This window comes from Methylobacterium sp. UNC378MF (assembly GCF_900103195.1).
Taxonomy (GTDB): Bacteria; Pseudomonadota; Alphaproteobacteria; order Rhizobiales; family Beijerinckiaceae; genus Methylobacterium.
The window spans coordinates 57,327-82,937 of record NZ_FMWU01000008.1 but is presented as its reverse complement, the minus strand read 5'-3'; the positions used below and the strand labels follow the sequence as shown (position 1 = coordinate 82,937).

Here is a 25,611-nt window from a genome sequence, read left to right as displayed (position 1 = left end):
CGGCGCCCGCAGCGCCGGCCGCGAGGCCAGGGATACAACTATGCGCCGCCGCACCCGGACCCTGATCGGCACCCTCGCCATCCTGGCCTTCGTCTGCCTCTACGGCCCACTCGCGATGACCCTCGCCGACAGCCGCATCGCGGAGACTCCGGCACCCGTACAGGCGGTGATCTACTCGATCCTCGGCATCGCCTGGATCTTCCCGCTGATGCCGCTGATCCGGTGGATGGAACGGCCCGATCGCTGAGTCCGACCCTCGATTTTGCCGCACTCGGGGATCACAAGCCTGCCCGTCGCCGCTTGAGATCCCGCTCCGTGCATCGCCCGTCCCTGCGCCTAAAGCCTCTGGCTGCCCTCGTCGTGCTGCTGGCGCCCCTGCCGGCCCTGGCTCAGGGAGCACCGCGCTCCATCGGTGAATGCGAACGCCTGAAGAACGATCTCGCCTACAACCAGTGTCTCGCCATGTTCGGCCCCGCGGCCAAGAACGTGGCCGGCGGTTACGCCTCGGCCGATACGTCGATGCCCGCTGCGGCGACGCCCGCGGCCGCCATGGCCGAGCCGATCCCGCAGGTCGAGGAGACGGCCGAGGTCAGCACCAGCCGCCGGCGCCGCTACCGGTCCGCGCGCGGCCGGCAATACGCCTCGTTCTCGACCGGCTACCGGCACCGGCGCCGGCGCTGACGCCAGCCCGCGGTCAGCGCGCCGGCTTGCGGCGGCGCCCGGCTCTAATCGAGATCCGGGGCGCCTAACGCCGCGAGGACCCGCGCGCCCGGAACCGAACCGTCCCCTGGCCAGACGTTCCAGTCGGCAACCTGATCGAGGGCCTCGGCGAGCCGCCGCTTGTAGACGTGCCGCGGCACTTCCTCGGCGCCGAACTGCGTCAGATGCTCGGTGACGAACTGGGTGTCGGCGAGCCGGTAACGCCCGGCGCGCAGGCGGCCCATCAGATGGACGAGGGCGATTTTCGAGGCGTCGCGCACCTCGTGGAACATGCTCTCGCCGAAGAAGGCCGCCCCCAGCGAGACGCCGTACAGCCCGCCGACGAGCCGCCCCTCCGCGCCCGCGTAGACCTCGACGGTGTGGACATGGCCGAGGTCGAACAGGGCGCCGTAGAGTTCGCGGATACGTCCGTTGATCCAGGTGCGCTCGCTGTCCCGGCGCGGCGCGGCGCAGCCGTCGATGACGCCGTCGAAATCGGTATCGCAGCGGACCACGAACTGGTCGGACCGCACCGTCCGCGCAAGGCGCCGGGGCACGCGGAACGCGTCAAGGGGCAGCACGCCGCGGGCCTTGGGCTCGACCCAGTAGAGGGTCGGATCGTCGGCATCCTCGGCCATCGGGAAGATGCCCGCCGCGTAGGCCTTCAGCAGGATCTCGGGGGTGATGTCCACGCGGGCGGAATCGTGCATGCCGTGAATGTCGCGCGCAGCCGGTCCAAAGGCCAGAGCCCGCGCGTGACGCAGTCGCCGCAGTCGCGCCCGGTCCCGGTCAGGCCTTCATGCCGCCGTCGTCCAGGAAATGCTCCAGCCAGTGGATGTCGTAAAGGCCGTTCTGCACGTCCGGGTTGCGGACCAGCGTCCGGAACAGCGGGAGCGTCGTGTCGATACCGTCGATGACGAATTCGTCCAGCGCCCGGCGCAGGCGCATGAGGCACTCGTTGCGGGTGCGGCCGTGCACGATCAGCTTGCCGATCAGCGAATCGTAGTGCGGCGGGATCCGGTAGCCCTGGAACGCGGCCGAATCGACGCGGACGCCGAGACCGCCCGGCGTGTGATAGTGGGTGATCTCGCCCGGTGACGGCCGGAAGGTCTCCGGGTGCTCGGCGTTGATCCGGCACTCGATGGCGTGGCCCTCGACCTTGATGTCCGCCTGGCTCACCGAGAGGCCGCCGCCCGAGGCGACCTGGATCTGCTCGATGACCAGATCGATCCCGGTGATCATCTCGGTCACCGGATGCTCGACCTGGATCCGGGTGTTCATCTCGATGAAGTAGAACCGGCCGTCCTCGTAGAGGAACTCGACGGTGCCGGCACCGAGGTAGCCGAGTTCCTTCATGGCGTTGGCGCAGATGCCGCCGATCTCGGCGCGCATCGATTCGTTGAGTGCCGGCGAGCCGCCTTCCTCCCAGACCTTCTGGTGGCGGCGCTGGAGCGAGCAGTCGCGCTCGGCGAGGTGTACGGCGCCGCCCCGCCCGTCGCCGAGCACCTGCACCTCGATGTGCCGGGGCTTCTCCAGATATTTCTCGAGATAGACCGCGTCGTTGCCGAAAGCGGCCTTGGCCTCGGACCGGGCCATGCCGATCGCCTGCTCCAGATCGGCCTCGGTGCGCGCGACTTTCATGCCGCGGCCGCCGCCGCCGGCGGCCGCCTTGACCAGAACCGGATAGCCGATCTCGGCGGCGACGCGCTTGGCTTCGTGGGGATCCTCGACGCCGCCCTCGGAGCCCGGCACGCAAGGGATGCCGAGCTTCAGCGCCGTGCGCTTGGCCTCGATCTTGTCGCCCATGGTGCGGATGTGCTGCGCCTTGGGACCGATGAAGCCGATCTCGTGATGGGCGAGCACCTCGGCGAAGCGGGCGTTCTCCGAAAGGAAGCCGTAGCCGGGATGCACCGCGTCCGCCCCGGTGATCTCACAGGCCGCGATGATCGACGGGATGTTGAGGTAGCTGTCGCGGGCGGCCGGCGGCCCGATGCAGACGCTCTCATCGGCCAGCCGCACATGCATGGCGTCCGCGTCGGCCGTGGAGTGGACCGCCACGGTGGCGATCCCGAGTTCCTTCGCCGCCCGCAGGATGCGCAGGGCGATCTCGCCGCGATTCGCGATCAGGATCTTGTCGAACATCGGACCCGTTAGGGCATCCTGGCGATCCCGGACCGCGCAGGATGCACTATCCTCTCGTGTTGCGGCGTCGTCCAGGATCGAGCGGCGAGCGCCCGGCGGACGTCCTAGGTGATGACGAGAAGGGACTCGCCGAACTCGACCGGCTGACCATCCTCGACGAAGATCGCGCTGATCGTACCGGCGCGGGGCGCCACGATCTCGTTGAAGGTCTTCATCGCCTCGATCAGCAGCAGCTTGTCGCCGACCTCGACCTTCGAGCCGACATCCACGAAAGCCTTGGCGTCGGGCGAGGGCCGGAGATAGGCGGTCCCGACCATCGGCGAGGGTACGGTGCCGGGTTGCACGCGCGCCGGCTCCACCGGCGCGAGTGCCGAGGACGCCGACGCCGGAGGCGGCGCGACGGCCGCGATCGGCGCAGGCGCCGCGACCTGAACGCTCACGGGTTCGAGCCGCCGCACGACGCGGATGCGCAGATCGCCCTTCTCGACCTCGATCTCGGACAAGCCGGTCTCGGTGACGAGGTTGGCGAGTTCGCGCACGAGCTCGGGATCGATGGCGTCGTTCTTTGGCATCCGGCCTACTTCGTCTCGCGGCGCATCGGTACGTCCATCGGGCTCGACCCTGGACCTCCACCGCGGCCCTGCGGCTGGCGGCTCTTAGACGAAGGCGCCCCGGTGCCACAAGGCTGCGCGGCGCGCCTTCGAAGGTTCGTCGGCTCGATCCGTCAGCTCAACAGGAAGCGTGGCCGCACTGGCGCACGTCGGCGATGGTCTTGCGCATCGGCTCGACGCCGACGGCGCCGGGAATCACCTCGTCGCCGATGATGAAGGCCGGCGTGCCCGAGAGCCCCAGACGGTCGCCGAGACCGCGATTCTCGCTCAGTGCCGCCTTTACCTCGGGAGAGGCCATGTCCTTCTGCAGCTTGGCGGTGTCGACCCCCATATCCTTGGCGACCTGGATCGCCCGGGCGCCATTCACCCGGCCCTTGGTCTCCAGGAGCTTCTGGTGGAATTCGAACAGCTTGTCGCCCTTCAGCTGCTGGCGCACCGCCACGGCGACCTGGCTGGCCTCGAGCGATTCCGGGCCCAGTACCGGGAAGTCCTTGATCACCACCCGCAGCTTCGGGTCGGACTTGATCAGCGCCTGGACGTCGCCGAGGGCCTTGCGGCAGTAGCCACAATTGTAATCGAAGAACTCGACCAGCGTGACGTCACCGGAGGGATTGCCGGCGACGACGTCGTGTTGGCCGTTGAGGAGCGCCTCGCGCGACTCCTTGAGGGCTGCGGATTGGGCGAGGCGCTGCGTCTCCGCCTGCTGCTTCTCGGCCTCGGCGAGGGCCTCCTGAAGCACCTCGGGATGCTTGATCAGGTAATCCTTGACGATCGCCTCGATGCCGGCGCGCTGCGCATCCGTAAACGGCGCGGCGGGGGGCGTCGCGTTCTGGGCAAGCGCGGGAACGGCGACGAGGCCGAGCGCCAGGACCAGCGCGGGCAGGGGGCGGATGAAAGGCATGGATCCTCGCTTGCGCGGCAGGCCGGCCCGCGCCGGGCGCGAGCGGTAGGGGCTGGGTTAGGCGTTTTCGCGGCGCCCGGTCAAATCCAGCGGCGACACCGTCAAATGGTCCGGCTGGCTCTCCGATCCGGCAGCCCGCGAATCCGGGCGAGCCGAACCGGGGATCCTCGGCCGATCGACAAATCCACACGCCCGGGACCGGGCAGTGGAGCCCCGGACCCAGACCCGCCGATGTACGGGAGCCATCAACCGACGACGGTCCTGGATACCGGGTTCGCCTGCGGCGCCGCGGAATGACAGCACCGGGATCTGGAACATCGAGCCGCGCGCCCATGGCGCACGGCTTGGGCTTCGGCTTGGGCTTCGGCTTGAGGCAGGGATCGCGAGGGTCTAACCCCCGGGGCGCCGGCTTTGCCCGGCGCAGGGCAGGACCCATGATCCCGATCTCCCGGCGGGCCGCCGCCGTCCAGCCATTCCTCGCGATGGATGTCATGGCCGCTGCCGCCGCCAAGGCGCGCGCCGGCGCCGACGTGGTGCGGATGGAGGTCGGCCAGCCCTCGGCTCCGGCACCACGCGCGGTGATCGCGGCCGCACAGGCGGCGCTCGCCACCGGCCGCGTTCCCTACACCGAGGCTCTGGGCCTGCCTTCGCTGCGCGCCCGCATCGCCCGGGACTACGCGGAGCGGCACGGCGTCTCTGTGAGCCCGGAGCGGGTGGTGATCACCACCGGATCCTCGGCCGGGTTCGTCCTCGCCTTCATGAGCCTTTTCGATTCCGGCGCCCGGGTCGCTGTGCCGCAGCCGGGATACCCGGCCTATCGCAGCATCCTGGCAGCCCTTGACCTCATTCCAGCGCCAATGGTGCTCCATGCCGAGGACCGCTTCGCGCCCACCGCCGCCCTCCTGCGCGAGACCCACGCCCGCGCGGCGATCGCCGGGGTGCTGGTGATGAGCCCGGCCAACCCCTCCGGAACCGTGATCACGGAAGCCGCCCTGCAGGATCTCTGCGCGGCGGCGCGCAGCCTCGGCCTGCCACTGATCTCGGACGAGATCTATCACGGTCTCAGCTACGGCGTGCCCACCGTCACGGCCCTGCGCTTCGACCCCGATGCCATCGTGATCAACTCGTTCTCGAAGTACCACTGCATGACCGGCTGGCGGGTCGGCTGGATGGTCGTGCCGGAGGCGCTGGTGCGCCCGATCGAGCGCCTCGCGCAGAACCTGTACATCTCGGCGCCCTTCCTTTCGCAGGTCGGCGCGCTGGCGGCCCTCGACGCCACGGAGGAGCTCGACGCCGTCCGCGACGGCTACGCGCGCAACCGCGCGATCCTGCTGGACGCGCTGCCGGACGTCGGCCTCGGCCGCGTGCATCCGGCCGATGGCGCCTTCTACCTCTACGCGGACGTGTCGAACCTCACCAACGACGCCTCGGATTTCTGCCGGAGGATGCTCGACGAGGCCCACGTCGCAGCGACGCCCGGCCTCGACTTCGATCCGGACGTCGGCAACCACCACGTCCGCTTCTCGTTCGCGGGCTCCGAGGCCGAGTGCCGCGAGGCGGTGGCGCGGCTGAAGGTCTGGCTGCGCTGACGTTCAGGCGACCGGCACGAGCGCGCCCACCGCCTCGACCAGATCCGAGAAGTGCTCGATCACCCGATCGGGCCCGAGCTCGGCGACCGGCCGGTCGGTATAGCCGAAGGTGACCGCCACCACCGGGATGCCGGCGGCCTTGGCGGTGTCGATGTCGGTCCGGGAATCGCCCACCATGACGGCGCGGGCCGGATCACCGCCGGCGCGCGCGATCGTGCCGGTCAGGTGGCGCGGATCGGGCTTGGATTGCGGGAAGGTGTCCCGGCCGCAGATCGCCGCAAAGCGGTGTCCGATCCCGAGAAGGCGCAGCAGCTCGACCGACTGTCCCTCGTATTTATTGGTGCAGACCGCGAGCCGGAAGCCCGCCGTTTCCAGGGAATCCAGGGCCTCGATGACGCCCGGGAAGAGGTGGGATGTATCGGCGAGATGCGCGCCGTAATGAACGATGAAGGCGTCGAACAGGCGGTCGTGGTCCTCCGGCGAGAGCGGCCGTCCCTCGGCCTCGAAGCCCCGCCGGATCAGTGCCCGGGCGCCGGCTCCGATCAGCCCGCGCGCCTGAGAGAGGGGCAATTCGGCTAACCCCTCGCGCTTCATCAGCACGTTGAGGGTGCCGATCAGGTCCCCTGCGGTCTCCGCCAGCGTTCCGTCCAGGTCGAACACGGCGATCGGGGGCTTGCTCGTCGGTTCGGTGGACATGTGTAAGGGGCTCCGTGCTCGGCGGGATCGCGAACGGCGTCGCTATCGGGGCCTGGAACTGGGAGCAAGCCGGCCGAGGCGGCACCACGGATGCGCGGATCGTCTCACCGGGCGCCCCAGACTCGCCCGAAAGCGCAGCGAAACGCAGCGCGTACCAGCCCCGGGACCCGCGATGAAACCCTCTCTGCCCCTCCTGGCCGCCTGCGCCGTGCTCCAAGCCCTGCCGGCCGCCGCGACCTCTTTCGAGTTCGTGCCTGCTCCGCAGACCGATCTCAACCGCATGTATCGGGTCGACAAGGTTACCGGCGAGGTGACTTCCTGCCAGTACGGGCTGCAGGAAACGGCCGGCGGGATCGGCCAGACGGTCTGCTTCGGGCCGGGCGAGGGCGCCGGGCCGCAGACCCCGTCGGAATACGGGCTGGTGGCGAGCCGGCACACTCGCGAGGCCGGCGTGTTCCGGGTGAATTACCGGACCGGCGAGATGAGCATCTGCTTCGTGCTGGTGAAGAAGGAACAGGTCGTCTGCACCCAGCAGGGCAAGCCCGGCGCCGAGGGCGCGTCCGACGCGCCGCTGACCGGTCCGGCGCCCGGCCGGGCCGGCGCCAGCGCCACGCCGACACAGGGCGGCCGGCCGTGAAGCCAGCGTGTCGGCGCGGGCGTTCCGATCGGGCCGGTCCCGTGCTACGGGCCGCCCGAACCACACGGAAAGACCGGCTGCCCATGACGCGCGCTCCCTCGCTCCACCTCGCCGACTGGGCGGTGTCCCGGTGAGCGGGCCGGACCTGCGGCGGGCCGCCGCCGCCCGCGCCCTCGACCTCGTCGCACCGGGCATGCGGCTCGGCCTCGGCACGGGCTCCACGGCGGCGGCCTTCGTGGCGCTCCTCGGCGAGCGGGTCCGCGCCGGACTCGACATCGTCGGCGTCCCGACCTCCGAGGCTACGCGCGCGCAGGCCGAGAGCCTCGGCATCCGCCTCGCGACACTGGACGAGCAGCCCGAGCTCGACCTGACCATCGATGGCGCCGACGAGGTCGACGACCAGCTCCGCCTGATCAAAGGTGGCGGCGCGGCGCTGCTGCGGGAGAAGATCGTCGCCTGCGCGAGCCGCCGCATGGTGGTGATCGCCGATGCGGCCAAGCACGTGGCGCGGCTCGGCGCCTTCCCGCTCCCGATCGAGGTCAATCCCTTCGGCCTCAACGCTACGCGCCGGGCCGTCGAAGCGGCGGTCGCGGGGGCCGGCTGCTCCGGGGCCGTTTGGCTACGCGGTGGGCCCGATGGCAAGCCCCTGGTCACCGACGGCGGCCATTACATCCTCGACGCGCATCTCGGCGCGATTCCCGATCCGGACGCCCTCGGCGCTGCCCTCTGGGCCGTGCCGGGCGTCGTCGAGCACGGTCTGTTCCTCGGCATCGCCGACGCCGCGATCCTGGCGGCGGCGCGGGACGGTCAGGCCGAGGTCACCGTTCTCGGCAGCCTCGCCTGAGGCGCCGTCCTCCATCGCCGGCCATACTCGCAAGAAAGTCCAGCATGTCCCGACGCCTCACCGCCGCGCTCGGCCTCGCGCTTCTGGCGCTTCCGCATCCGGCCGCCGCCCAGGCCCACAAGCCGGCTCCGGCCAAGGCCGCGGCGCAGCCGAACGCCCCGGCCGCGAGCACCCCGGCCGCCAATACGCCGGCCGCGCCCGGCTATTCACCGAGTCATGTCGCGCTAGCCCGGGAGGTGATGCTCAGCTCCGGCATCGCCCGGTCGTTCGACTCAGTGCTGCCCGCCTTCGCCGACCAGATCCGCAAGCAGACGGTCACCCGTCCCGAGCTGTCCAAGGATCTCGAGGAGGTCCTGACCTCGCTGCAGCCGGAGATGGAGCTGCAGAAGCAGCGCATGATCGACATCGCGGCGCGCACCTATGCGTCGAAATTCTCCGAAGCCGAGCTGAAGGAGATCGCGACCTTCTTCCGCTCGCCCGCCGGCAAGCACTACGTGGAGGCGCAACCGCAGCTTCTCGACGAGATGGTGCAGGAGATGCAGGACTGGACGCAGGACGTCTCCGAATACGTCATGGTCCGCGTCCGCGCCGAGATGGGCAAGCGCGGGCATCAGATGCAGTGAGGGCGGCCGCCCCCGCGAGACGATCGCCGTGAGAGGTGGTGGATGAGCGCGGCCAACCGCCTCTACGCGGCGGGCGGCGCGCTCCTCGCCGTCATGCCGCTCGCCATGGTGCTCGCCAACCGGTCGAGCCCCCTGGTCGTCGGGCTGGCGGCGCTCGCCTTCCTGGCCGGTCGCAGGGCGGAGGATCCAGCCGCGCTGCGCCGCAGCCTGGTGGGTCCGCTCCGGACGCCCCTTTCCGGCGCGGCGCTCGCCTTCCTGGCCTGGGCGCTGATCTCCCTGGCCTGGAGCCCGTTCCCGACCGCCTCCCTGCGCGTGCTCGGCGAGTTCCTGCCGACGCTGCTCGCTGCCTATCTGCTGGCCTGCCTGGCGCCCGGCCGCATCCCCGCCTTCGCGCCGCGCCTCGGGGCAATCGCGATCGGGCTGGCGGGACTCCTGATCGCCGTGGATCTCGCATCCGACCTCGCCCTGGAGCGGGCGCTCGGGCGCCGGGTCGCTGCCTTCGTGCACAACCGGCCGGCCCTGACCCTCGATCTCGTGGCCGGGCCGCTGGCGTTGGTCCTGTGGCACAGCCGCGCCCGTGCCTTCGCGGCGGCGACCCTCGCCTTCGCAGGCCTCGGTGTGCTTCGCTCGATCAGCGGCGCCGCCCAGCTCGGATTGCTGGCGGGCGCCGCGATGGCCACCCTGGCCGGGCGGATGCCCCTGCGGGTCGGCCTCGGTCTCGCCGGCCTTGGTCTCGGTCTGGCCGTGGCGCTCGCTCCGGTCGAGGGCGATCTCCTCGCCCGCGCCATGCCGGAGGCAGCCCACGAGCGTCTCGTCCAATCCTCCTCCCGGGCGCGGGTGGCGATCGCGCGCAGCTTCGGGGCCGCGGTGGCGGCCGATCCCTGGCGCGGCGCGGGCTTTGGCACCAGCGCGCGCTTCGCCGAGACGCCCGTGGCGCAGACGGTGCCGCCCGAGATGCGGGTCCTGCTCGGGGTCGGCCACCCGCACAACAGCTTCCTGCAAGTCTGGGCCGAACTTGGCCTGCCCGGCGCGATCCTGGCTGCCCTCACGCTGATGCTGGTTCTCGCCCGAATCGCGCGCTTGCCGCAGCCGGACCGCGCCGCGGCCCTCGGCCTCGTCGCCTGCGCGGCGGCGATCGCCTTCGTCGAGCATAACGGCTGGGCCGCATGGTGGACGGCGGGGCTCGGCGCTGCCATCACCTGGATGCGCGCGGCCTCCCCGGCCGGCGAGATCGCGAGACCTGAGATGGACGGTCCGGCATGAGCGCGTTCGACGTTGACCTCTTCGTCATCGGCGGCGGGTCCGGTGGCGTCCGCGCGGCGCGGATCGCAGCCGGATACGGTGCGCGCGTGATGCTGGCCGAGGAATACCGGGTCGGCGGCACCTGCGTGATCCGCGGCTGCGTCCCGAAGAAACTGATGGTCTATGCCGGCCGCTTCGCCGACGAGTTCGAGGACGCAGCGGGCTTCGGCTGGACGGTGGAGAAGCCCCGCTTCGACTGGGCCACCCTCAAGCGCCGACGCGACGCGGAGGTGACCCGGCTTGAAGGCATCTACGACGCCAACCTGCTTCGCGCCGGCGTCGAGATCGTGCCAGAGCGGGCCGTGATCGAGGACCGAAACACGGTCCGTCTCCTGAAGTCCGGCCGGATGATCCGCGCAGAGCGGATCCTGGTGGCGGTCGGAGCGCATCCCGTGAAGGAGCCGGCCGTGCCCGGGATCGACCTGGCGATCACCTCGAACGAGGTGTTCGAGCTGGAGAGCCTGCCCGAGCGGATCCTGGTGATCGGCGGCGGTTACATCGCGGTTGAATTCGCCGGCGTCTTCGCGGCGCTCGGCAGCCGAACCACGCTGCTGCACCGGGGCGACAAGCTGCTGCGCGGATTCGACGACGAGATCCGCGACGCCTTGGCCGAGGCCTATGGCCAGCGGATGGATCTGCGGCTCGGGCGCACGCTGCGGCGCATCGAGCGGCGGGACGGCATGCTCTGCGCACAGCTCGACGACGGCAGCGACATCCGGGTGGATCAGGTGCTCGTCGCCACCGGCCGACGGCCCAACGTCGACGGCCTCGGCCTCGACCGCGTCGGCATCGACACCGACGCAGCAGGGGCGATCCCGGTGGACGCCTACTCGCAGACCACGATCCCGTCGATCTACGCAGTGGGCGACGTGACCAACCGCGCCAACTTGACGCCGGTGGCGATTCGCGAGGGGCACGCCTTCGCCGACACGGTGTATGGCGGCAAGCCGTCCTGCGTCGATCACCGCTTGATCCCGACGGCCGTGTTCTCGACCCCCGAGATCGGCGTCGTAGGCCACAACGAGGCGGCCGCCCGCGCGATCTACGGCAAGATCGACGTCTACAAGGCGCGCTTCCGCCCGATGAAGGCGACCCTGTCCGGGCGCGATGAGCGAATCCTCATGAAGGTGCTGGTCGATTGCGCCAGCGACCGGGTCGTGGGCGTCCACATCTTCGGTCACGATGCCGGGGAGGTGATTCAGGCGGTCGGGATCGCGGTAACCATGGGCGCCACGAAGGCCGATTTCGACCGGACCATCGCGGTCCATCCGACAGCCGCCGAGGAACTCGTGACCATGCGGGTTCCGGAAGTCACGAAGCACCCGGTTGGCGTCGGCTGACAGCTCCGCGCACCCGGGGCCTCGACGCGGTGCGCGACCGAGCCATATCAGGGCGATGGGTAAGCAGGGCAGCGGCAAGGGACGACGCGAGAACGACGCGCATGCGCGGCGGCAGGCGGTCATCGATGGCCTGCTGGCGGATGCGCTGCGGCCCGCCGTCCATCGACCGCCGAGCCACGATGCCCTGCCGCCCGATATCCGCCACGCCATCGACCGCCTCCTCGCCAAGGCGGAAGCGCAGCGCAGCCGCAACCTGACCTACGACGACCTGGAGGAGGCGCTGCCGCCGCGGGACGTCTCCGCGGAGGATCTGGAGGCGATCTTCTGGATCCTGGCCGAGCATGGGATCGAGGTCGAGGACGGCGAGGCCTGACGCCGAGGCGCGCCTGCCCCCGGTTTCCGGCACTCGCAACTCCGTGGGAACCACTCTATAAGCCGCGCTTCGCGCACGAGGCGCGATCGCACGAAGGGGTGCGCGGAGAGAGGTCATGGGCGAGCGTTGGACACCGAAGAGCTGGAGGCATCTGCCGATCGAGCAGGTCCCCACCTATCCGGACGCTGCCGCCCTGGGTGCCGTCGAGTCGCAGATCGCGAGCTTTCCGCCGCTGGTTTTTGCCGGTGAGGCCCGCAAGCTGAAGGCCGCGCTCGGGCGCGTCGCCGCGGGCCAGGCCTTCCTGCTGCAAGGCGGCGACTGCGCGGAAAGCTTCGACGAACACTCCGCCGACAACATCCGCGACTTCTTCCGGGTGTTCCTGCAGATGGCGATGGTGCTGACCTTCGCGGGCGGCTCGCCCGTGGTGAAGGTCGGTCGCATCGCCGGGCAGTTCGCCAAGCCGCGCTCGTCGCCGACCGAGACCCTCGAGGGCGTGAGCCTGCCGAGCTACCGCGGCGACATCATCAACGGCATCGGCTTCACCGAGGAGTCGCGGGTTCCCGATCCGCGCCGACAGGTCGAGGCGTACCGGCAGTCGGCCGCGACGCTGAACCTGCTGCGTGCCTTCGCCACCGGCGGCTACGCGAACCTCGAGAACGCGCATCGTTGGATGCTCGGATTCGTGAAGGATTCGCCGCAATCCTCGCGCTACCAGGATGTCGCCGGCCGCATGACCGACGCCCTCGACTTCATGCGGGCGATCGGCATCAATCCGGAGACGCATCCGGAGGTGCGGACCACCGACTTCTACACCAGCCACGAGGCCCTGCTGCTCGGCTACGAGGAGGCGCTGACCCGCGTCGATTCGACCACCGGCGACTGGTACGCGACCTCCGGTCACATGCTGTGGATCGGCGACCGGACCCGGCAGCCGGACCACGCTCACGTGGAATACGCCCGCGGCATCAAGAACCCGATCGGCCTCAAGTGCGGCCCGTCCATGAAGGCCGACGGGCTGATCCGGCTGATCGACCTGCTGAACCCGGAGAACGAGCCGGGCCGGCTCAGCCTGATCTGCCGCTTCGGCGCCGACAAGGTCGGCGACCACCTGCCGGCGCTGATCCGGGCTGTCGAGCGGGAAGGGCGCTCGGTCGTGTGGATCTGCGACCCGATGCACGGCAACACGATTCCGGCCGGCCGCTACAAGACCCGGCCGTTTGAGCGGGTGATGCAGGAGATCGAGGGCTTCTTCGGCGTTCACCGCGCCGAGGGCACCTTCGCGGGCGGCATCCACCTGGAGATGACCGGCAAGGACGTCACCGAATGCACGGGCGGCGCCCGGGCGCTGACGGCCGACGATCTGCAGGACCGATACCACACCTACTGCGACCCGCGTCTCAACGCGGAGCAGGCGCTGGAGGTGGCGTTCCGCACGGCCGAGCTGGTCAAAGCCGAGCGCAGCCACGTGGAGCGCCCGCGGCTGGACGCCGCCGAGTAGGACGGGTCGCGGGGTCCGTAGGACGGGTCGCGGGGTCCGTTCGCCGATAGACTGATGACGCACGCTGCCTCATCGCGGGCAGCGTGCTTCAGGCGATCGCCTTCAGATCCCCGTTCCAGCGGCGGATGATCGTGGCGACCTCCGGTACCGGCACGGGTCGGCTGAACAGGTAGCCCTGAACCTCGTCGCAGCCCTCCGCGCGCAGATGCGCGAGCTGCGCCTCCGTCTCGACGCCTTCGGCGGTGGTCGTCATGCCAAGGCTGGCGCCCAGGCCGATCACGGCCCGCACGATGAAGTCGGTCCCGTCCTTCACGCACAGGTCGCGGACGAAGGACTGGTCGATCTTGATCTTGTCGAACGGGAACGAGCGCAGGTAGCTCAAGGACGAGTAGCCGGTGCCGAAATCGTCCATCGCGACGCGCACACCCAAAGCCCGGAGACTGTGCAGGATCGCCGTCGTCACGCCGGGATTGGCGACCAGCACGGTTTCGGTGATCTCCAGCTCCAGCCGCCGTCCGGGCAGTCCGGTCCGCCGCAGCGCCTCGCGGACCGCGGTGACGAGGCTTGCCGAGGTGAACTGCACCGCCGAGACATTGACCGCGACCTTCAGCTCATCCGGCCAGCGGGCGGCCTCTTCGCAGGCCCGACGCAACACCCATTCGCCGAGCGGCACGATCAGCCCGAGTTCCTCTGCGATCGGGATGAACTCGGCGGGCGAGATGAAGCCGCGGACCGGGTGATTCCAGCGCAGCAGCGCTTCGAAGCCGCAGATCCGATCGGTCTCCAGGCTGTAGATCGGCTGGTAATACACCTCGAACGCCTCCCGGGCGAGGGCGTCGCGCAGGTCACGCTCCAGGATCCGCCGCGCCTGGAGGCGGGCATCCATCGCGGGTTCGAAGAAGCGGAACGCGCCGCGCGCCTCGGCCTTTCCGCGATCAAGGGCGACTTCGGCGTTCTTCAGGAGCTTTTCGCAGCTTGTGCCGTCGCCTGGGGCGAGGGTGATACCGATGGTGAGCCCCACTCTGATGTTGTGATTGGTGAGGCTGTAGGGCGCGCCAACGACCTCGATGAGGCGGCGGGCGAGGACGGCGGCATCCTCAGGCCGGTCGACACCGCGCTGGACGACGATGAACTCGTCGGCGCCCAGCCGGGCGACGCAGTCGATTTCGCGCACGCAGGCCGTCAGCCGGTTCGCCACCGCGACGAGCAGCTCGTCGCCGATTCCATGGCCGAGGGTCTCATTGACCGGCCGGAAATCGTCGAGATCGATGGCGAAGACGGCAAAGCCCTGGTCGCGTCCCGCCTGCGCCACCGCCATGTCGATCTGCTGCCCCACGGCCACGCGGTTGGGCAAGCCGGTCAGCATGTCGTGATGGGCCAGGAAGGCGATGCGGGCTTCGGCACGGCGGCGCTCGGTGACATCCTCATAGGTGGCCACGAAGCCGCCATCGGCAGCCTCGCGCCGGTCGATGGCGACGATCCGGCCGTCGCTCAGTTCCTGGAAGAGCGTCTGCCGCTCCCCGTTCCGGAGGGCCTCGCGCTGTTGGCGCAACAGTGCATCGAGATCGCAGCCCGGATGATTCCCAGCCGCGATGCAGGCGCTCACGACCTCCTGCGCAGTCATGCCCGGCACCACCGCGCCTGCCGCAAGCCCGTAGATCTCGCTGTAACGGCGGTTGACCACCATCAGCCGGTTCTGCGCGTCGTAGAGGCAGAGCCCCTGGGACATGTTGTCGAGGGCGGCACCGAGGCGCAGGTTGGTCAGTGTCAGTCGGTTCTCCTGCTCCTTCACCAGGCTGACGTCGCTGCAGAGTGCGATGAACCCACCCTGCCGTGTGACGCTGCGGCGCACGCGCAGCCAACGACCGTCGGTCAGCCGGACGTCACCGTCCTGAGCCAGGGCCCTGAACCAATCCGCCGGGGCGGCCTCGCGCCGGTCCCGCACGCCGTCCGCCGTCTCCGACAGGGACGATCCGGCCGCGAGCGCGGCATCAAGTCCGTCGAAGAAAAGAAGCGCCTGCGCATTGGCGAGCGCGATGCGACCGTCGGCAGCGACGATCACCACGCCCTCGCGCGACGTCTGCAGCGCGTCCGTCACCAGCGCCTCGGCAACGTGGTGCTGGTCGGCCTCGCCCTGCGCCCGCGCCTGAATGGTGGACCGCATCGCCGCCGCGGCGTCCAGAATTCTGCGCAATCCATCCCGGCCGCCCGCCGGGATTCGATGGCCGAGTTGACCGCCCGCGATTTGTTCGACCGCTCGGGCCGCGGCATCCAACGATCCGGCGATGCGGCGGGCGAGCAGCCAGCCGATCAGGCCGCAGGCAACGATCGCGAGGCTCGCCGCAACGGCCTGAAGCCGCATCTCGTGAGAGACGCTCTGCCGCGCCGCCTGCCGTGCCGTGAAAGCGTCGCCCGCCGTGATATTCGTGAGACGGTCGATCTGACTCTCGACGGCGTCGGCCTTCCGATCGAGGGCGGCCACTTGATCCGGCGATGCCGTGACGGGATCCAGGGCGCGGCGCAGGCCGTCCCAAGAAGCCACCGCCGCCTGAACCGCCTCGGCCGTCTTCATCGCGCGGTCGGACCGGGAGCGCTCGGCCACGACGGTGAGATCCTCCGCCAGGGTCGTTGCGAGAGCGGCGATCTCGGAATCACGCTTCGCCGCCTCAGGACCGTCGCGGGATCGAAGACGTCGGACGAAAGCCGTGCGCATCCTGGCGAAGTCGGCCGCCGTCGCCCGAGCGAAGCTGGTCGACATGAGCGATTCGTCATACGTGCGCGAGACGAGCGCACCGACATGCGCGATCGCCACGGCCGCTGACACTCCGAGGGCGCCCAGAAGCAAGGCCACCCCGAGAAACGCGACGACGATCGGACCGCGGAGCGTGGCGGCTTTGCCCGAGAACGGCAACGCCGCGCGAGATTGTTCCGCTTCGTCTCCGCGAGCCGTCGGCGTTTCGGGGTCTCGCATTGCACCGGTCGCTGCGTCACACGTCCGGCCAGCGATAAATGACACATGTTAAGAGGCAATTAGCCGGACACCGCGAGAATTCGATTTCCGTCGTCACAGCGATCCTGCGACGATTGACAGATTCCGAGACAACGCCGTGCCGACCAGATAGCCGAAAGGCATCGTTCATCCGTCTGCGTCTAAGTATTACTCGCTCTCCGAACGAATTTATCTTGAGCGGCAACCAATCACGGCCGCGATCTTCCCGCTTCGGCTCAGCGCGAGGCTGACGGCGCCGTCCCGATTACGGAATTACGAGCCGGATCCTGCGTGTCACCGCTGGGCCGAGCGGAGCGGCCCAGGCGGCTGCGGCGGTTTCAGGGGTTCGACCGACTGACCGTCGCGCAGATCCGGAGCCGGGCTGTCGATGATGCGGCTGTCGGCGGAAAGACCGGATTCCAGTTCCAAGGTGCGCCCGAGATCGCGCCGCACGCGGATCGTCCGCCACGTCACCCGGTCGTCGTCGCTCAAGGCGGCGACCTGCAGGCCGTTCCTGTTGAACACCGTCGCCTCGGCAGGGATCGTCACGCCCGGCTCGGTCCGGGGGATCTTCAGAGTGACGTAGGCGTAGAGGCCGGCGCGCAACGCCTGGTCGGCATTCGGGACGTCCACCTGCGTGGTCAGCGTGCGCGATGCCGCATTCAAGGCGACGGAGCTGCGCTCCACGAAGCCGTCGAAGCTGCGCCCCGGCATCTGCGGGACGGTGATCGATGCCTGAACGCCCGGCTTGACGCCGACCGCATCGTTCTGCGGCACATTCACGGTTATGCGCAGGATGCTGTCCTGATCCATGGTCAGGAGCGGCGTGCCGCCATTGTCGGCCCGAACGAGATCGCCGACGTCGACGTTGCGCACGGTCACGACCCCGTCGAAGGGCGCCACGACCCGCTCAAACGCCGTGAGCGCTTTCAGGCGGTCGACCACGGCCTCCTGCGCCTTGATGTTGGCGGTGGCAACCTTCACGCCGGCCTCCGCGGCCGCGAGCGCCGCGGCCTGACTGAGCACGCCCGCCTGGGTGTTGTCGGCGTTCTGCCGCGAAGCCCAGCCCTGCACCGCCAGCGTGGTGGTGCGGTTGTTGGTGAGATTGGCGAGGTTCACGTTGGCCCGGGCCTGCTCGACCTGCGCCTGTGCCTGGAGCAGCTGCGCCTTCAGCTGGCCGACCTGCGCCTCGGCCTGGGCGAGTTGCTGATCGAGATCCGGTGCGGCGATGCGCAGGAGCAGATCGCCTGCCTTCACGCGCGATCCGATATCGACCCGGCGCTCGGCGATGTAGCCGGTGGCGCGGGCGGCGATCGCCGCCGTCGTGAAGGCCTGCATCTCGCCGGGGAGCACGAGATCGAGGGGTCCCTTCGCCTGCGCAGCCACGACAGTGCGCACCTGCGGCACGAGGGTCTTGATCCGTTCCAGCGTCGCGGTCGCCTCCACGTCGCGCTGCCAGTGGCCATAGGCGCCCCAGGCGAGCAGCCCGAGGCCGGCGAGGCCGACCAGGAGGAACGGAATCGTGCCGGGCGGCGGAGGGACGTCCGCGCCCGCGTCGTGCGCCTTCATCGATCGGCTCTCCGCCCCGAACGTCCAGTCGGGTCACCGTCAAGGTAGCGGTCGACGGCCGGCGCGGCCAGAGTGGGCAATGGCCGCATCGGCTCCCGCTTCCTTTCCCGCGCCGAGCAGCGACCCGATCAGCGCAGAGCGTGATTTTGGCGCCGCGGCCCGGCGAGGCGCAGGCGGCTCAGACGCTTGTGCAGGTGGACCATCAGGGCGATCCCGAAGAGCGGCGTCAGAAGGTTGAGGATCGGAATGACCATCAGTGCCGCCAGCAGGCAGCCGGCGCCGAGCGTCCGCACCGAGAAGATGCGGCGCATCTCGGCCGCCTCGGGGAGGGGGCGGAACCGGGCAGCCGCCATCTCGAAATACTCGCGGGAGAGCAGATAGGCATTGGCGGCGAAGAACGCCGCGATCCCGATCACCGGGACGAAGAAGATCACCAGCGCGGCGAGGTTCACCAGCAGCGTCACACCGGCGAAGCGTAGGGCGTACACCATAGCGGTGCCGAATGGCATGGCGCGTCCGGGCGGCTCGTCCGGGAAATCGGTGCGCTCGACGATCTCGGCGGCATCGTCGAGAAAGAAGCCCGCCACCAGGATCGAGACCGCCGGCATCAGGTAGGCCAGGACCACGACCAGACCGAACCCCGCGAAGTAGTAGGCGAGGTTGTCGAGGATCGGGTACTGGGTGGAGATGTGATGGCTTGCCTGGAAGGCCTGGATCAGCCGGGTCAGGCCGAGCCAGACCAGGAGCAGGAGCCCGACCGTTAGGCCGAGGGACTTCCAAAGGATCGCGCGCAGCGGCGGCGAGAAGGTCTGGCGCAACGCCGCCGCGGCGGACTCGACGAGCATCGGGCGAGGATTCCGGCCCGCGCCGAAAGCGGCGCTGGCGCGTTGTGAAGCGGTGCGGCAACCGGTGCAAGGTCGGGCTCCGTCGCAGGGGCGAGACGGTGCGGGGCGCACCCGTGCAGAACACGACAGGACAGGTCTCGATGCCGCAGTCAGCCGGTTCTCAATGGATCGACCCGGCGTTTCGCCCAGCCTACAGGCCGCGCCTCGCGCCGCTGCCCGAGGCGCCGGAGGTGCTGGTGATCGGCGCAGGCGCGGCCGGGATCGGCGCAGCCCGGACGCTCGCGGCGCGGGGCGTGAAGGTTGCGGTGCTGGAGGCCCGGGACCGTGTCGGCGGCCGCGCCCTGACGGTAGCCCTCCGCGGCCACGCCCTCGACCTCGGGGCCCATTGGCTGCACGCCGGGCCGATCAATCCCCTGGTGGCGCTCGGCCGAACGCGCGGCGAGCGGCTCCGCCGCGCGCCGCAGGAGAGCCATGTCTGGGTGGGGAACCGACCCGGCCGGGCCGACGAGATTCGCGCGAACGGGCGCGCCTTCGATCGCGCGGACCGCGCCATGAGCCGCGGCGCCGCGCAACCCGGGCCGGACCGGCCGGCCGCCCGCGCTCTGCCGCCGGGGCTCGGGGCCTGGGGCGCGCGCGTCGCCCAGGTCCATGGCCTGGTCTCGGGTCGGCCACTGAGCGAGGTCTCACTTCAGGACTTCCCGAGCCTGGAATACGGCGACAATTTCTTCCTTGCCGACGGCTACGGCAGCTATCTCGCCCGCTTGACGGACGGGCTGCCGGTGGCGCTGGCCACGCCGGTGACGCGAATCGACTGGTCGGACGGTCGCGTCCGCGCGACCAGTGCGGCCGGGATCGAATACGCCGCCCGGGCCGTGATCGTGACGGTGCCGATGATGGTGCTCCGGGACGGGCCGGCTTTCACGCCGCCGCTGCCGAATGCGGTCCGCGCCGCCATCGACGGCTTCACCACCGGCATCTACGAGCATGCGGTGCTGCACTGGCCGTCGAGCCCGTTCCGCGGGCGCGACCGGCTGGCGGCGATCTACGGCGGCCGGCATGCGCCGCCGGGGCTGCTCACCCGCATCGACGGCACGCCGTTCCACTATTACGAACTCGACCTGCACGAGGCCGCGGCGATCGATGCCGCCGGCTCCGGCGCGGACGGCGTGCGCCGCCACGTCCGCGCGGTCCTGGCCGAGCATTTCGGCCGGGCGCGGTTGCGCGACCTGGCGATCCCGGTGGTGAGCGCGTGGCGCCACGACCGGTGGTCACGCGGCTCTTGGGCCGTGGTCCCGCCGGGTCATGCGCCGGCGCGGCAGGCCCTCCGCATGTCGGTCGCCGACACCGTCTGGTTCGCCGGCGAAGCGCTCTCCCGGGAGCAATGGGGCACGGTGGGCGGCGCCTACGCGGAGGGCGTTCGCGCCGCCGAGGCCGTGTCCGCCATCGTCGGCGCGGACGCCGCAAAGCGTAGCCGGGCGGGCACAGGCTGAGACGCGTACGCCGCGGGAGCAGCCGGGACGCTTGCCGCAGGAGGGCAAGACGGGCATCCCCCGGCCGTTACGCTTCAGGGGGCGGCGATGGATTGGGTCGAGGGCATCGGCTATCTCGGGACGGCGCTGACCATTTCGGCGACGGCCATGAGCACGATGATTCCGCTGCGGATCATCTCGCTCTGCGCGAGTTGCGCGGTGATCACCTACGGCATCCTCATCGGCAGCATGCCGGTGGTGCTCACCGAGCTGATCCAAATGCCGTTCAACGCCTATCGGCTCTGGCAGATGATGCGCCTTGTCCGCGACGTCGAGACGGCCGCCGACGGCGACTTGTCCCTCGAATGGCTCCGGCCGTTCGGCTCGCGCCGCCCGTTCGGCGTCGGCGAGGTAGTATTCCGGAAGGAGGATCTCGCCGACGAGATGTACTACATCGAGAGTGGGGTATTCCGGATTCCCGAGGTCGACCTCGAGGTGCGCAAAGGCGCGATCGTCGGCGAGCTCGGACTCCTGTCGCCCGGCAATACCCGCACGGCTTCACTGGTCTGCGTCGAGGCGGGACACGCGCTGTGCGTGTCCTATTCGGATGTGAAGCAGCTCTATTACCAGAACCCGGAATTCGGGTTCTATTTCCTCAAGCTGACCAGCGAGCGCCTGTTCCAGGGCGTGCAGGGCATGGCCAAGCCCCAGGCGGTCGCCGGCGACGCGCTGTGAGGGGCAGCCGGCGGATTGCCCGCCCGCCGCTCAGAGCATGCTCGGCAGGATGCGATCCGGCGGCCGGTGTCCATCCATGAAGGTCTTGATGTTGATGATGACCTTCTCGCCCATATCGATGCGGCTCTCATAGGTCGCCGAGCCCATATGCGGCAGCAGCACGACCTTGCCCTGGCGGGCGAGCTTGACGAGCCGCGGGCTGACGGCGGGCTCCTGCTCGAACACGTCGAGGCCGGCTGCCGAGATCTCGCCGCCCTCGATCAGCCGCGCGAGGGCGTTCTCGTCGATCACCTCGCCGCGGGCAGTGTTCACCACGACGGCCTCGGGCTTGAGCAGCTTGAGGCGCCGCGCCGAGAGCAGGTGGTAGGTCGCGGGCGTGTGCGGGCAGTTCACCGACACGATATCGACGCGCGCCAGCATCTGGTCGAGGGATTCCCAGTAGGTGGCGTCGAGGGCGCTCTCGATGGCGGCGGGTACCCGCCGGCGGTTGTGGTAGTGGACCTGGAGGCCGAAGGCGCGGGCGCGCTTGGCCAGCGCCTGACCGATCCGCCCCATGCCGACGATGCCGAGCCGCTTGCCGGTGATCCGCCGGCCGAGCATCCAGGTCGGCGACCAGCCGGTGGTCCACTCGTCGTCCGGAATGATGCGCGCGCCCTCGGTGACCCGACGGGCCACCGCGAGGATCAGCGCCATCGTCATGTCGGCGGTGTCTTCGGTCAGCACGCCGGGCGTGTTGGTGACCGTGATCCCGCGCTCCAGCGCTGCCGCCACGTCGATGTGATCGACACCGTTGCCGAAATTGGCGATAAGCCGCAGGTTGGGTCCGGCCTGGGCGATCAGCCCGGAATCGATCTCATCGGTGACGGTCGGCACGAGCACGTCGGCCTCGCGCAACGCCGCCGCCAAGGCATCCGCCGGCAGGGGCGCGTCGTCGGAATTGAGCCGGACGTCGAACAACTCGCGCATCCGCGTCTCGACGGCGTCCGGAAGGCGCCGCGTCACGACCACCAGCGGCTTGCGCTTCGACACGTCTCTCTCCCCCGTCAGCCCCGCGGCCCTGATTACGGCTCGCGCCCGGTGGCTCTCGCCCGGACCGCTTCCCGCAAGCGTCCGTTAACCGAACTCGGCCAGACAGGATCGGTCACGAGGCGCCGGATCCGGAGCCTGTTCCGACCCATCGGCCTCTCTACCAGAGGTGGGCTGGAACACAATCGGAAGCCGGCCCGGCCCGCTCGCCGAACAGGCCCTACACCAACCTACGCCACGTCCGGATAGGGAGACGACCATGCGCGTGTCACGCCTCAGCTTCGCCGTCGCGGCGCTGCTGGCCGGCGGCCTCGCGACCGGCGCCCGGGCGGCGCCGCCCGCAGGCCCTGAGGCCGGCGTCGGACCGGTCACCAAGCTGCCGCTGCCGCGCTACGCCAGCCTCAAGACCGATCGTGTCAACCTCCGCGAAGGGCCGTCCAAGGATCACCGCACCCTGTGGGTGTTCCAGCGGGCTGGCCTTCCGGTCGAGATCGTGGGGGAATTCGAGACCTGGCGCCGGATCCGTGATTCGGAGGGGACTGAAGGTTGGGTCCTGCATTCGCTGCTGTCCGGACGCCGAACGGCCATCGTGAATGCCGGTCCTGACAAGGGCGCCGAGAAGGCGGTCGTGTCACTGCGCGCCAAGGCCGATGACGGTGCGGAGGACGAGGCCAAGCTTCAGACCGGCGTGATCGGCAGCGTCAAAAGCTGCACCGGGACGTGGTGCCGCCTGATCGTGGCTCTCCCGAACAAGCGGGATGTCGACGGCTACATCCGCCAGAATCGCCTCTGGGGAGTCTATCCCAACGAGGTCGTGGATTAGCGGCCGGGACAATCCCCGACGGCACGCGCGCGAGCATCCCGAGGCTGCTCAGCAGAGCCCGGGTGCCGGGCCGCCGAGGTGCCACGATCTTGTCCTGACTGAGCTCCTTGATTCCGGGCTGCCTTCGGCGCCCCAGAATGACGCCGGCGTTGAAAAAACAAAGGCCCGGACGATGCCGGGCCTCGCGACGCTTCCGATGGCCTCGCGCCGACGCCTCAGCCCTGACGGCGTCCCGTCGGACGGCTGCGGCGCAGCCGGACGATCACCTCGACCCCGGCAATCTCCATGCCCTCGGGCGCTTCGGGCAGCGAATCGACCGTAATGCCGCAATCCGGCATGTCGATCACCTGGCTCTCGTCCTCCAGGTAGAAATGGTGGTGCTCGGTCGGGTTCGTGTCGAAATAGGCCTTCGACCCGTCCAGCGCGAGCTGGCGCAGCAGGCCGGCCTCGGTGAACTGGTGCAGGGTGTTGTAGACCGTCGCCAGCGAGACCGGCACCTTGGCGCGCATGGCCTCGTCGTAGAGCATCTCGGCCGTGAGATGGCGGTCGCCGCGGCCGAACAGCAGCCAACCCAGGGACAGGCGCTGCCGCGTCGGCCGCAGGCCGGCCCGCCGCAGGCGGTCGCGCAGGTCGGACAGCGGGCAGCCGCGGCGCGGAGTCCCGTTGGCCTCCAACTGGGGGGCGGGGACCCGGCCGTTGAAGACGGCCTGGAATGGCACCGGTTCGGACATCGCTGGACTGAAGCTCGACGAGGGGCCTGAAGGAACGGATGTCTCCTTAGTATATTGAAGTGGTCGGACAGTCGCAACCCGAGCGTTGCCGCACTCCCGCGGCGGCAGGCTTTGAAGGCGTCGCGCCCCGTGCTAACCCGCGCGCCAGCCGACGGGCCGAGTATAGTCGCCCGCGACGCGAAGATCGCGCACATCCGAGGAAACAGCCACCGCAATGCCGCCAGACGCCGAGACACAAGCGCAGGGTGCGAACCGCCGGTCGCACTATTCCTACGAGGATCTTCTGGCCTGCGGGCGCGGCGAACTCTTCGGATCCGGCAACGCGCAGTTGCCGCTGCCGCCGATGCTGATGTTCGACCGGATCACGTCCATCGCGACCGAGGGCGGCGCCCACGGCAAGGGCCACGTGACGGCCGAACTCGACATCCGCCCGGACCTCTGGTTCTTCCCCTGCCATTTCCAGGGCGACCCGGTGATGCCGGGCTGCCTCGGCCTCGACGCCCTCTGGCAGATGCTGGGCTTCCATCTCGGCTGGCTCGGCTCGCCAGGTCGCGGCCGGGCCCTGGGCGTCGGCGAGGTCAAGCTCGCGGGGCAAGTGCTGCCGTCGATGAAGAAGGTCGTCTACAACGTCGACGTGAAGCGGGTCCGCCAGGGCAAGCTGGTGCTCGGCATCGGGGACGGCTGGCTCGAGGCGGATGGCGAGCGCGTCTATCAGGTCCAGGACATGCGGGTCGGCCTGTTCCAGAGCTGAGCCGCGTCGCCGAACGTCCGGTTTGCGGCTTGGCCGCAACGCCGGACGGACTCGACGGTTGAGATTGTGTCCGCGTCATCTTAGCTGACCGGGACGTGGTCCGGGCAACCGGGGCCACGACGGAGGTAGTGTCACCATCATGCGCCGTGTCGTCATCACCGGGATGGGCATCGTCTCGTCCATCGGAAACAACACGCAGGAGGTGCTCGCCTCCCTGCGCGAGGCCCGCTCGGGCATCGCGCGCGACGCCAGCTACGCCGAGCATGGCTTCCGCAGCCAAGTGTCCGGCGCCCCCAGCCTTGATCCGGAGGGCGTGGTGGACCGGCGCGCGATGCGCTTTCACGGCGGCGGAACCGCCTGGAATCACGTCGCCATGGATCAGGCGATCCAGGATTCCGGATTGGAACAGGGCGATATCTCGAACGAGCGCACCGGGATCATCATGGGCTCCGGCGGTCCGTCGACCCGGGTGATCGTCGAATCCGCCGCCATTGCCCGGGACAAGGGACCCAAGCGGATCGGACCGTTCGCCGTGCCGAAGGCGATGTCATCGACCGCCTCGGCGACGCTGGCGACATGGTTCAAGATCCGCGGCGTGAACTATTCGATCTCCTCCGCCTGCGCGACCTCGAATCACTGCATCGGCAACGCCACTGAGATCATCCAGGGCGGCCGGCAGGACATCATCTTCGCGGGCGGTTGCGAGGATCTGGACTGGACCCTGTCGGTGCTGTTCGACGCCATGGGTGCCATGTCGTCCAAGTACAACGACACGCCGTCCCGGGCCTCGCGCGCCTATGACGCCAACCGCGACGGCTTCGTCATCGCGGGGGGGGCGGGTGTTCTGGTCCTTGAGGAGCTGGAGCACGCGCGGGCGCGCGGTGCCCGCATCTACGGCGAGGTCGCGGGCTACGGCGCCACGTCGGACGGGCACGACATGGTTGCCCCCTCAGGCGAGGGGGCAGTCCGCTGCATGCGCCAGGCGATGGAAGGGCTGAAGGGCGCCCGGATCGACTACATCAATCCGCACGCCACCTCGACCCCGGTCGGCGACGATAAGGAAATCGAGGCGATCCGGGAGGTGTTCGGCCGCGGCGAAGACTGCCCACCGATCTCGGCCACGAAATCGCTGACCGGCCACTCGCTGGGCGCCACAGGCGTCCAGGAGGCGATCTACAGCCTGCTCATGATGAACAACGGCTTCATCTGCGAGAGCGCGCATATCGACGAACTCGATCCGGCCTTCGCCGACATGCCGATCCTGCGGAAGCGCCGGGACAAAGCCCAGCTCGGCCACGTGCTCACGAATTCCTTTGGCTTCGGCGGCACCAACGCGACCCTGGTTTTGAAGCACGTCGACGCCTGATCGCCGGGAGGGAACCGCCGGCGCAACGCCGGCGTTTACCCGTTGTTGAGAT

At 69.7% G+C, this 25,611-nt stretch carries 26 protein-coding genes; 16 read left to right on the top strand and 10 right to left on the bottom strand.

From position 1 onward, the window contains the following. Window positions 1-40 precede the first annotated feature (40 nt). Both BLT59_RS10255 and BLT59_RS10250 read left to right on the top strand, forming a co-directional pair. On the top strand, window positions 41-247 hold the full coding sequence (locus BLT59_RS10255) for a DUF2842 domain-containing protein (RefSeq protein WP_091779082.1): 207 nt from the start codon (window positions 41-43) through the stop codon (window positions 245-247). A 68-nt stretch (window positions 248-315) separates the two neighbouring features. Continuing rightward, window positions 316-681 (top strand): hypothetical protein, encoded by a 366-nt coding sequence (locus BLT59_RS10250; protein WP_091779080.1) that lies wholly within the window; start codon window positions 316-318, stop codon window positions 679-681. A gap of 44 nt (window positions 682-725) precedes the next feature. On the opposite strand, the gene aat is transcribed toward BLT59_RS10250, so the two are convergent. The 4 genes from aat to BLT59_RS10230 form a co-directional block, all read right to left on the bottom strand. After that, a complete protein-coding gene (gene aat / locus BLT59_RS10245; protein ID WP_091779078.1) occupies window positions 726-1,409 on the bottom strand; it encodes a leucyl/phenylalanyl-tRNA--protein transferase in 684 nt (227 codons plus the stop codon). 79 nt (window positions 1,410-1,488) lie between these two features. Further along, entirely contained in the window at window positions 1,489-2,841 is a 1,353-nt protein-coding gene (gene accC, locus BLT59_RS10240; protein ID WP_091779076.1) for an acetyl-CoA carboxylase biotin carboxylase subunit, read from the bottom strand. A gap of 104 nt (window positions 2,842-2,945) precedes the next feature. Next, window positions 2,946-3,413 carry an acetyl-CoA carboxylase biotin carboxyl carrier protein gene (gene accB, locus BLT59_RS10235; protein ID WP_091779074.1) on the bottom strand — a complete coding sequence of 156 codons (468 nt, stop codon included), beginning with the start codon at window positions 3,411-3,413 and terminating at the stop codon, window positions 2,946-2,948. A gap of 157 nt (window positions 3,414-3,570) precedes the next feature. Then, window positions 3,571-4,353 carry a DsbA family protein gene (locus tag BLT59_RS10230; RefSeq protein WP_091779072.1) on the bottom strand — a complete coding sequence of 261 codons (783 nt, stop codon included), beginning with the start codon at window positions 4,351-4,353 and terminating at the stop codon, window positions 3,571-3,573. A 434-nt stretch (window positions 4,354-4,787) separates the two neighbouring features. Between BLT59_RS10230 and BLT59_RS10225 the strand changes: the two genes are divergently transcribed. Continuing rightward, the gene (locus BLT59_RS10225; protein WP_091779071.1) at window positions 4,788-5,942 is read left to right on the top strand and encodes a pyridoxal phosphate-dependent aminotransferase; all 1,155 of its coding nucleotides are present in this window, start codon (window positions 4,788-4,790) and stop codon (window positions 5,940-5,942) included. A 3-nt stretch (window positions 5,943-5,945) separates the two neighbouring features. Here the strand turns inward: BLT59_RS10225 and BLT59_RS10220 are convergent, their stop codons facing one another. Continuing rightward, window positions 5,946-6,638 carry a phosphoglycolate phosphatase gene (locus BLT59_RS10220; protein ID WP_091779069.1) on the bottom strand — a complete coding sequence of 231 codons (693 nt, stop codon included), beginning with the start codon at window positions 6,636-6,638 and terminating at the stop codon, window positions 5,946-5,948. 172 nt (window positions 6,639-6,810) lie between these two features. On the opposite strand from BLT59_RS10220, the gene BLT59_RS10215 reads away from it, so the two are divergent. From BLT59_RS10215 to BLT59_RS10185, 7 genes are all read left to right on the top strand, one after another. Beyond that, window positions 6,811-7,275: a hypothetical protein gene (locus tag BLT59_RS10215; RefSeq protein WP_091779067.1), complete on the top strand. Its 465-nt coding sequence runs from the start codon at window positions 6,811-6,813 to the stop codon at window positions 7,273-7,275. A 130-nt stretch (window positions 7,276-7,405) separates the two neighbouring features. After that, window positions 7,406-8,119, top strand: a complete 714-nt coding sequence (gene rpiA, locus BLT59_RS10210; RefSeq protein WP_091779065.1) for a ribose-5-phosphate isomerase RpiA — start codon at window positions 7,406-7,408, stop codon at window positions 8,117-8,119. Window positions 8,120-8,163: 44 nt separating this feature from the next. Further along, complete coding sequence (locus BLT59_RS10205) at window positions 8,164-8,742, top strand: DUF2059 domain-containing protein (RefSeq protein ID WP_091779063.1); 579 nt, start codon at window positions 8,164-8,166, stop codon at window positions 8,740-8,742. 42 nt (window positions 8,743-8,784) lie between these two features. Further along, window positions 8,785-10,005, top strand: a complete 1,221-nt coding sequence (locus BLT59_RS10200; protein WP_091779061.1) for an O-antigen ligase family protein — start codon at window positions 8,785-8,787, stop codon at window positions 10,003-10,005. After that, entirely contained in the window at window positions 10,002-11,384 is a 1,383-nt protein-coding gene (gene gor / locus BLT59_RS10195) for a glutathione-disulfide reductase (RefSeq protein WP_091779059.1), read from the top strand. The genes BLT59_RS10200 and gor overlap by 4 nt, the downstream gene beginning before the upstream one ends. A gap of 55 nt (window positions 11,385-11,439) precedes the next feature. Then, on the top strand, window positions 11,440-11,757 hold the full coding sequence (locus BLT59_RS10190; protein ID WP_091779057.1) for an RNA polymerase sigma factor region1.1 domain-containing protein: 318 nt from the start codon (window positions 11,440-11,442) through the stop codon (window positions 11,755-11,757). A gap of 115 nt (window positions 11,758-11,872) precedes the next feature. Next, window positions 11,873-13,255: a class II 3-deoxy-7-phosphoheptulonate synthase gene (locus BLT59_RS10185; RefSeq protein WP_091779055.1), complete on the top strand. Its 1,383-nt coding sequence runs from the start codon at window positions 11,873-11,875 to the stop codon at window positions 13,253-13,255. An 88-nt stretch (window positions 13,256-13,343) separates the two neighbouring features. On the opposite strand, the gene BLT59_RS10180 is transcribed toward BLT59_RS10185, so the two are convergent. Beyond that, entirely contained in the window at window positions 13,344-15,419 is a 2,076-nt protein-coding gene (locus BLT59_RS10180; protein ID WP_244513931.1) for a putative bifunctional diguanylate cyclase/phosphodiesterase, read from the bottom strand. Window positions 15,420-15,476: 57 nt separating this feature from the next. Between BLT59_RS10180 and BLT59_RS31775 the strand changes: the two genes are divergently transcribed. Continuing rightward, window positions 15,477-16,076: a hypothetical protein gene (locus tag BLT59_RS31775; RefSeq protein WP_244513930.1), complete on the top strand. Its 600-nt coding sequence runs from the start codon at window positions 15,477-15,479 to the stop codon at window positions 16,074-16,076. A 462-nt stretch (window positions 16,077-16,538) separates the two neighbouring features. Here BLT59_RS31775 and BLT59_RS10175 read toward each other — a convergent pair whose 3' ends face one another. Continuing rightward, window positions 16,539-17,813, bottom strand: coding sequence for an efflux RND transporter periplasmic adaptor subunit (locus BLT59_RS10175; RefSeq protein ID WP_091779051.1), 1,275 nt, complete (start codon window positions 17,811-17,813; stop codon window positions 16,539-16,541). 128 nt (window positions 17,814-17,941) lie between these two features. Further along, window positions 17,942-18,658: a sulfate transporter family protein gene (locus BLT59_RS10170; protein ID WP_091779049.1), complete on the bottom strand. Its 717-nt coding sequence runs from the start codon at window positions 18,656-18,658 to the stop codon at window positions 17,942-17,944. 140 nt (window positions 18,659-18,798) lie between these two features. Here BLT59_RS10170 and BLT59_RS10165 point away from each other — a divergent pair, with 140 nt between their 5' ends. Next, window positions 18,799-20,148: a flavin monoamine oxidase family protein gene (locus BLT59_RS10165; RefSeq protein WP_091779047.1), complete on the top strand. Its 1,350-nt coding sequence runs from the start codon at window positions 18,799-18,801 to the stop codon at window positions 20,146-20,148. An 87-nt stretch (window positions 20,149-20,235) separates the two neighbouring features. Next, window positions 20,236-20,862 (top strand): Crp/Fnr family transcriptional regulator, encoded by a 627-nt coding sequence (locus BLT59_RS10160; protein WP_091779045.1) that lies wholly within the window; start codon window positions 20,236-20,238, stop codon window positions 20,860-20,862. 30 nt (window positions 20,863-20,892) lie between these two features. Here the strand turns inward: BLT59_RS10160 and BLT59_RS10155 are convergent, their stop codons facing one another. Next, window positions 20,893-21,891, bottom strand: coding sequence for a 2-hydroxyacid dehydrogenase (locus tag BLT59_RS10155; protein WP_091779043.1), 999 nt, complete (start codon window positions 21,889-21,891; stop codon window positions 20,893-20,895). Between the two features lie 256 nt (window positions 21,892-22,147). Here BLT59_RS10155 and BLT59_RS10150 point away from each other — a divergent pair, with 256 nt between their 5' ends. Continuing rightward, window positions 22,148-22,711: an SH3 domain-containing protein gene (locus BLT59_RS10150; protein WP_091779041.1), complete on the top strand. Its 564-nt coding sequence runs from the start codon at window positions 22,148-22,150 to the stop codon at window positions 22,709-22,711. Window positions 22,712-22,926: 215 nt separating this feature from the next. Here the strand turns inward: BLT59_RS10150 and irr are convergent, their stop codons facing one another. Then, window positions 22,927-23,442: a Fur family transcriptional regulator Irr gene (irr, locus tag BLT59_RS10145; RefSeq protein WP_091779039.1), complete on the bottom strand. Its 516-nt coding sequence runs from the start codon at window positions 23,440-23,442 to the stop codon at window positions 22,927-22,929. A gap of 214 nt (window positions 23,443-23,656) precedes the next feature. On the opposite strand from irr, the gene fabA reads away from it, so the two are divergent. Further along, window positions 23,657-24,193: a 3-hydroxyacyl-[acyl-carrier-protein] dehydratase FabA gene (gene fabA / locus BLT59_RS10140; protein ID WP_091779037.1), complete on the top strand. Its 537-nt coding sequence runs from the start codon at window positions 23,657-23,659 to the stop codon at window positions 24,191-24,193. A 139-nt stretch (window positions 24,194-24,332) separates the two neighbouring features. Continuing rightward, complete coding sequence (fabB, locus tag BLT59_RS10135) at window positions 24,333-25,559, top strand: beta-ketoacyl-ACP synthase I (protein WP_091779034.1); 1,227 nt, start codon at window positions 24,333-24,335, stop codon at window positions 25,557-25,559. The last annotated feature ends 52 nt before the right edge of the window (window positions 25,560-25,611 follow it).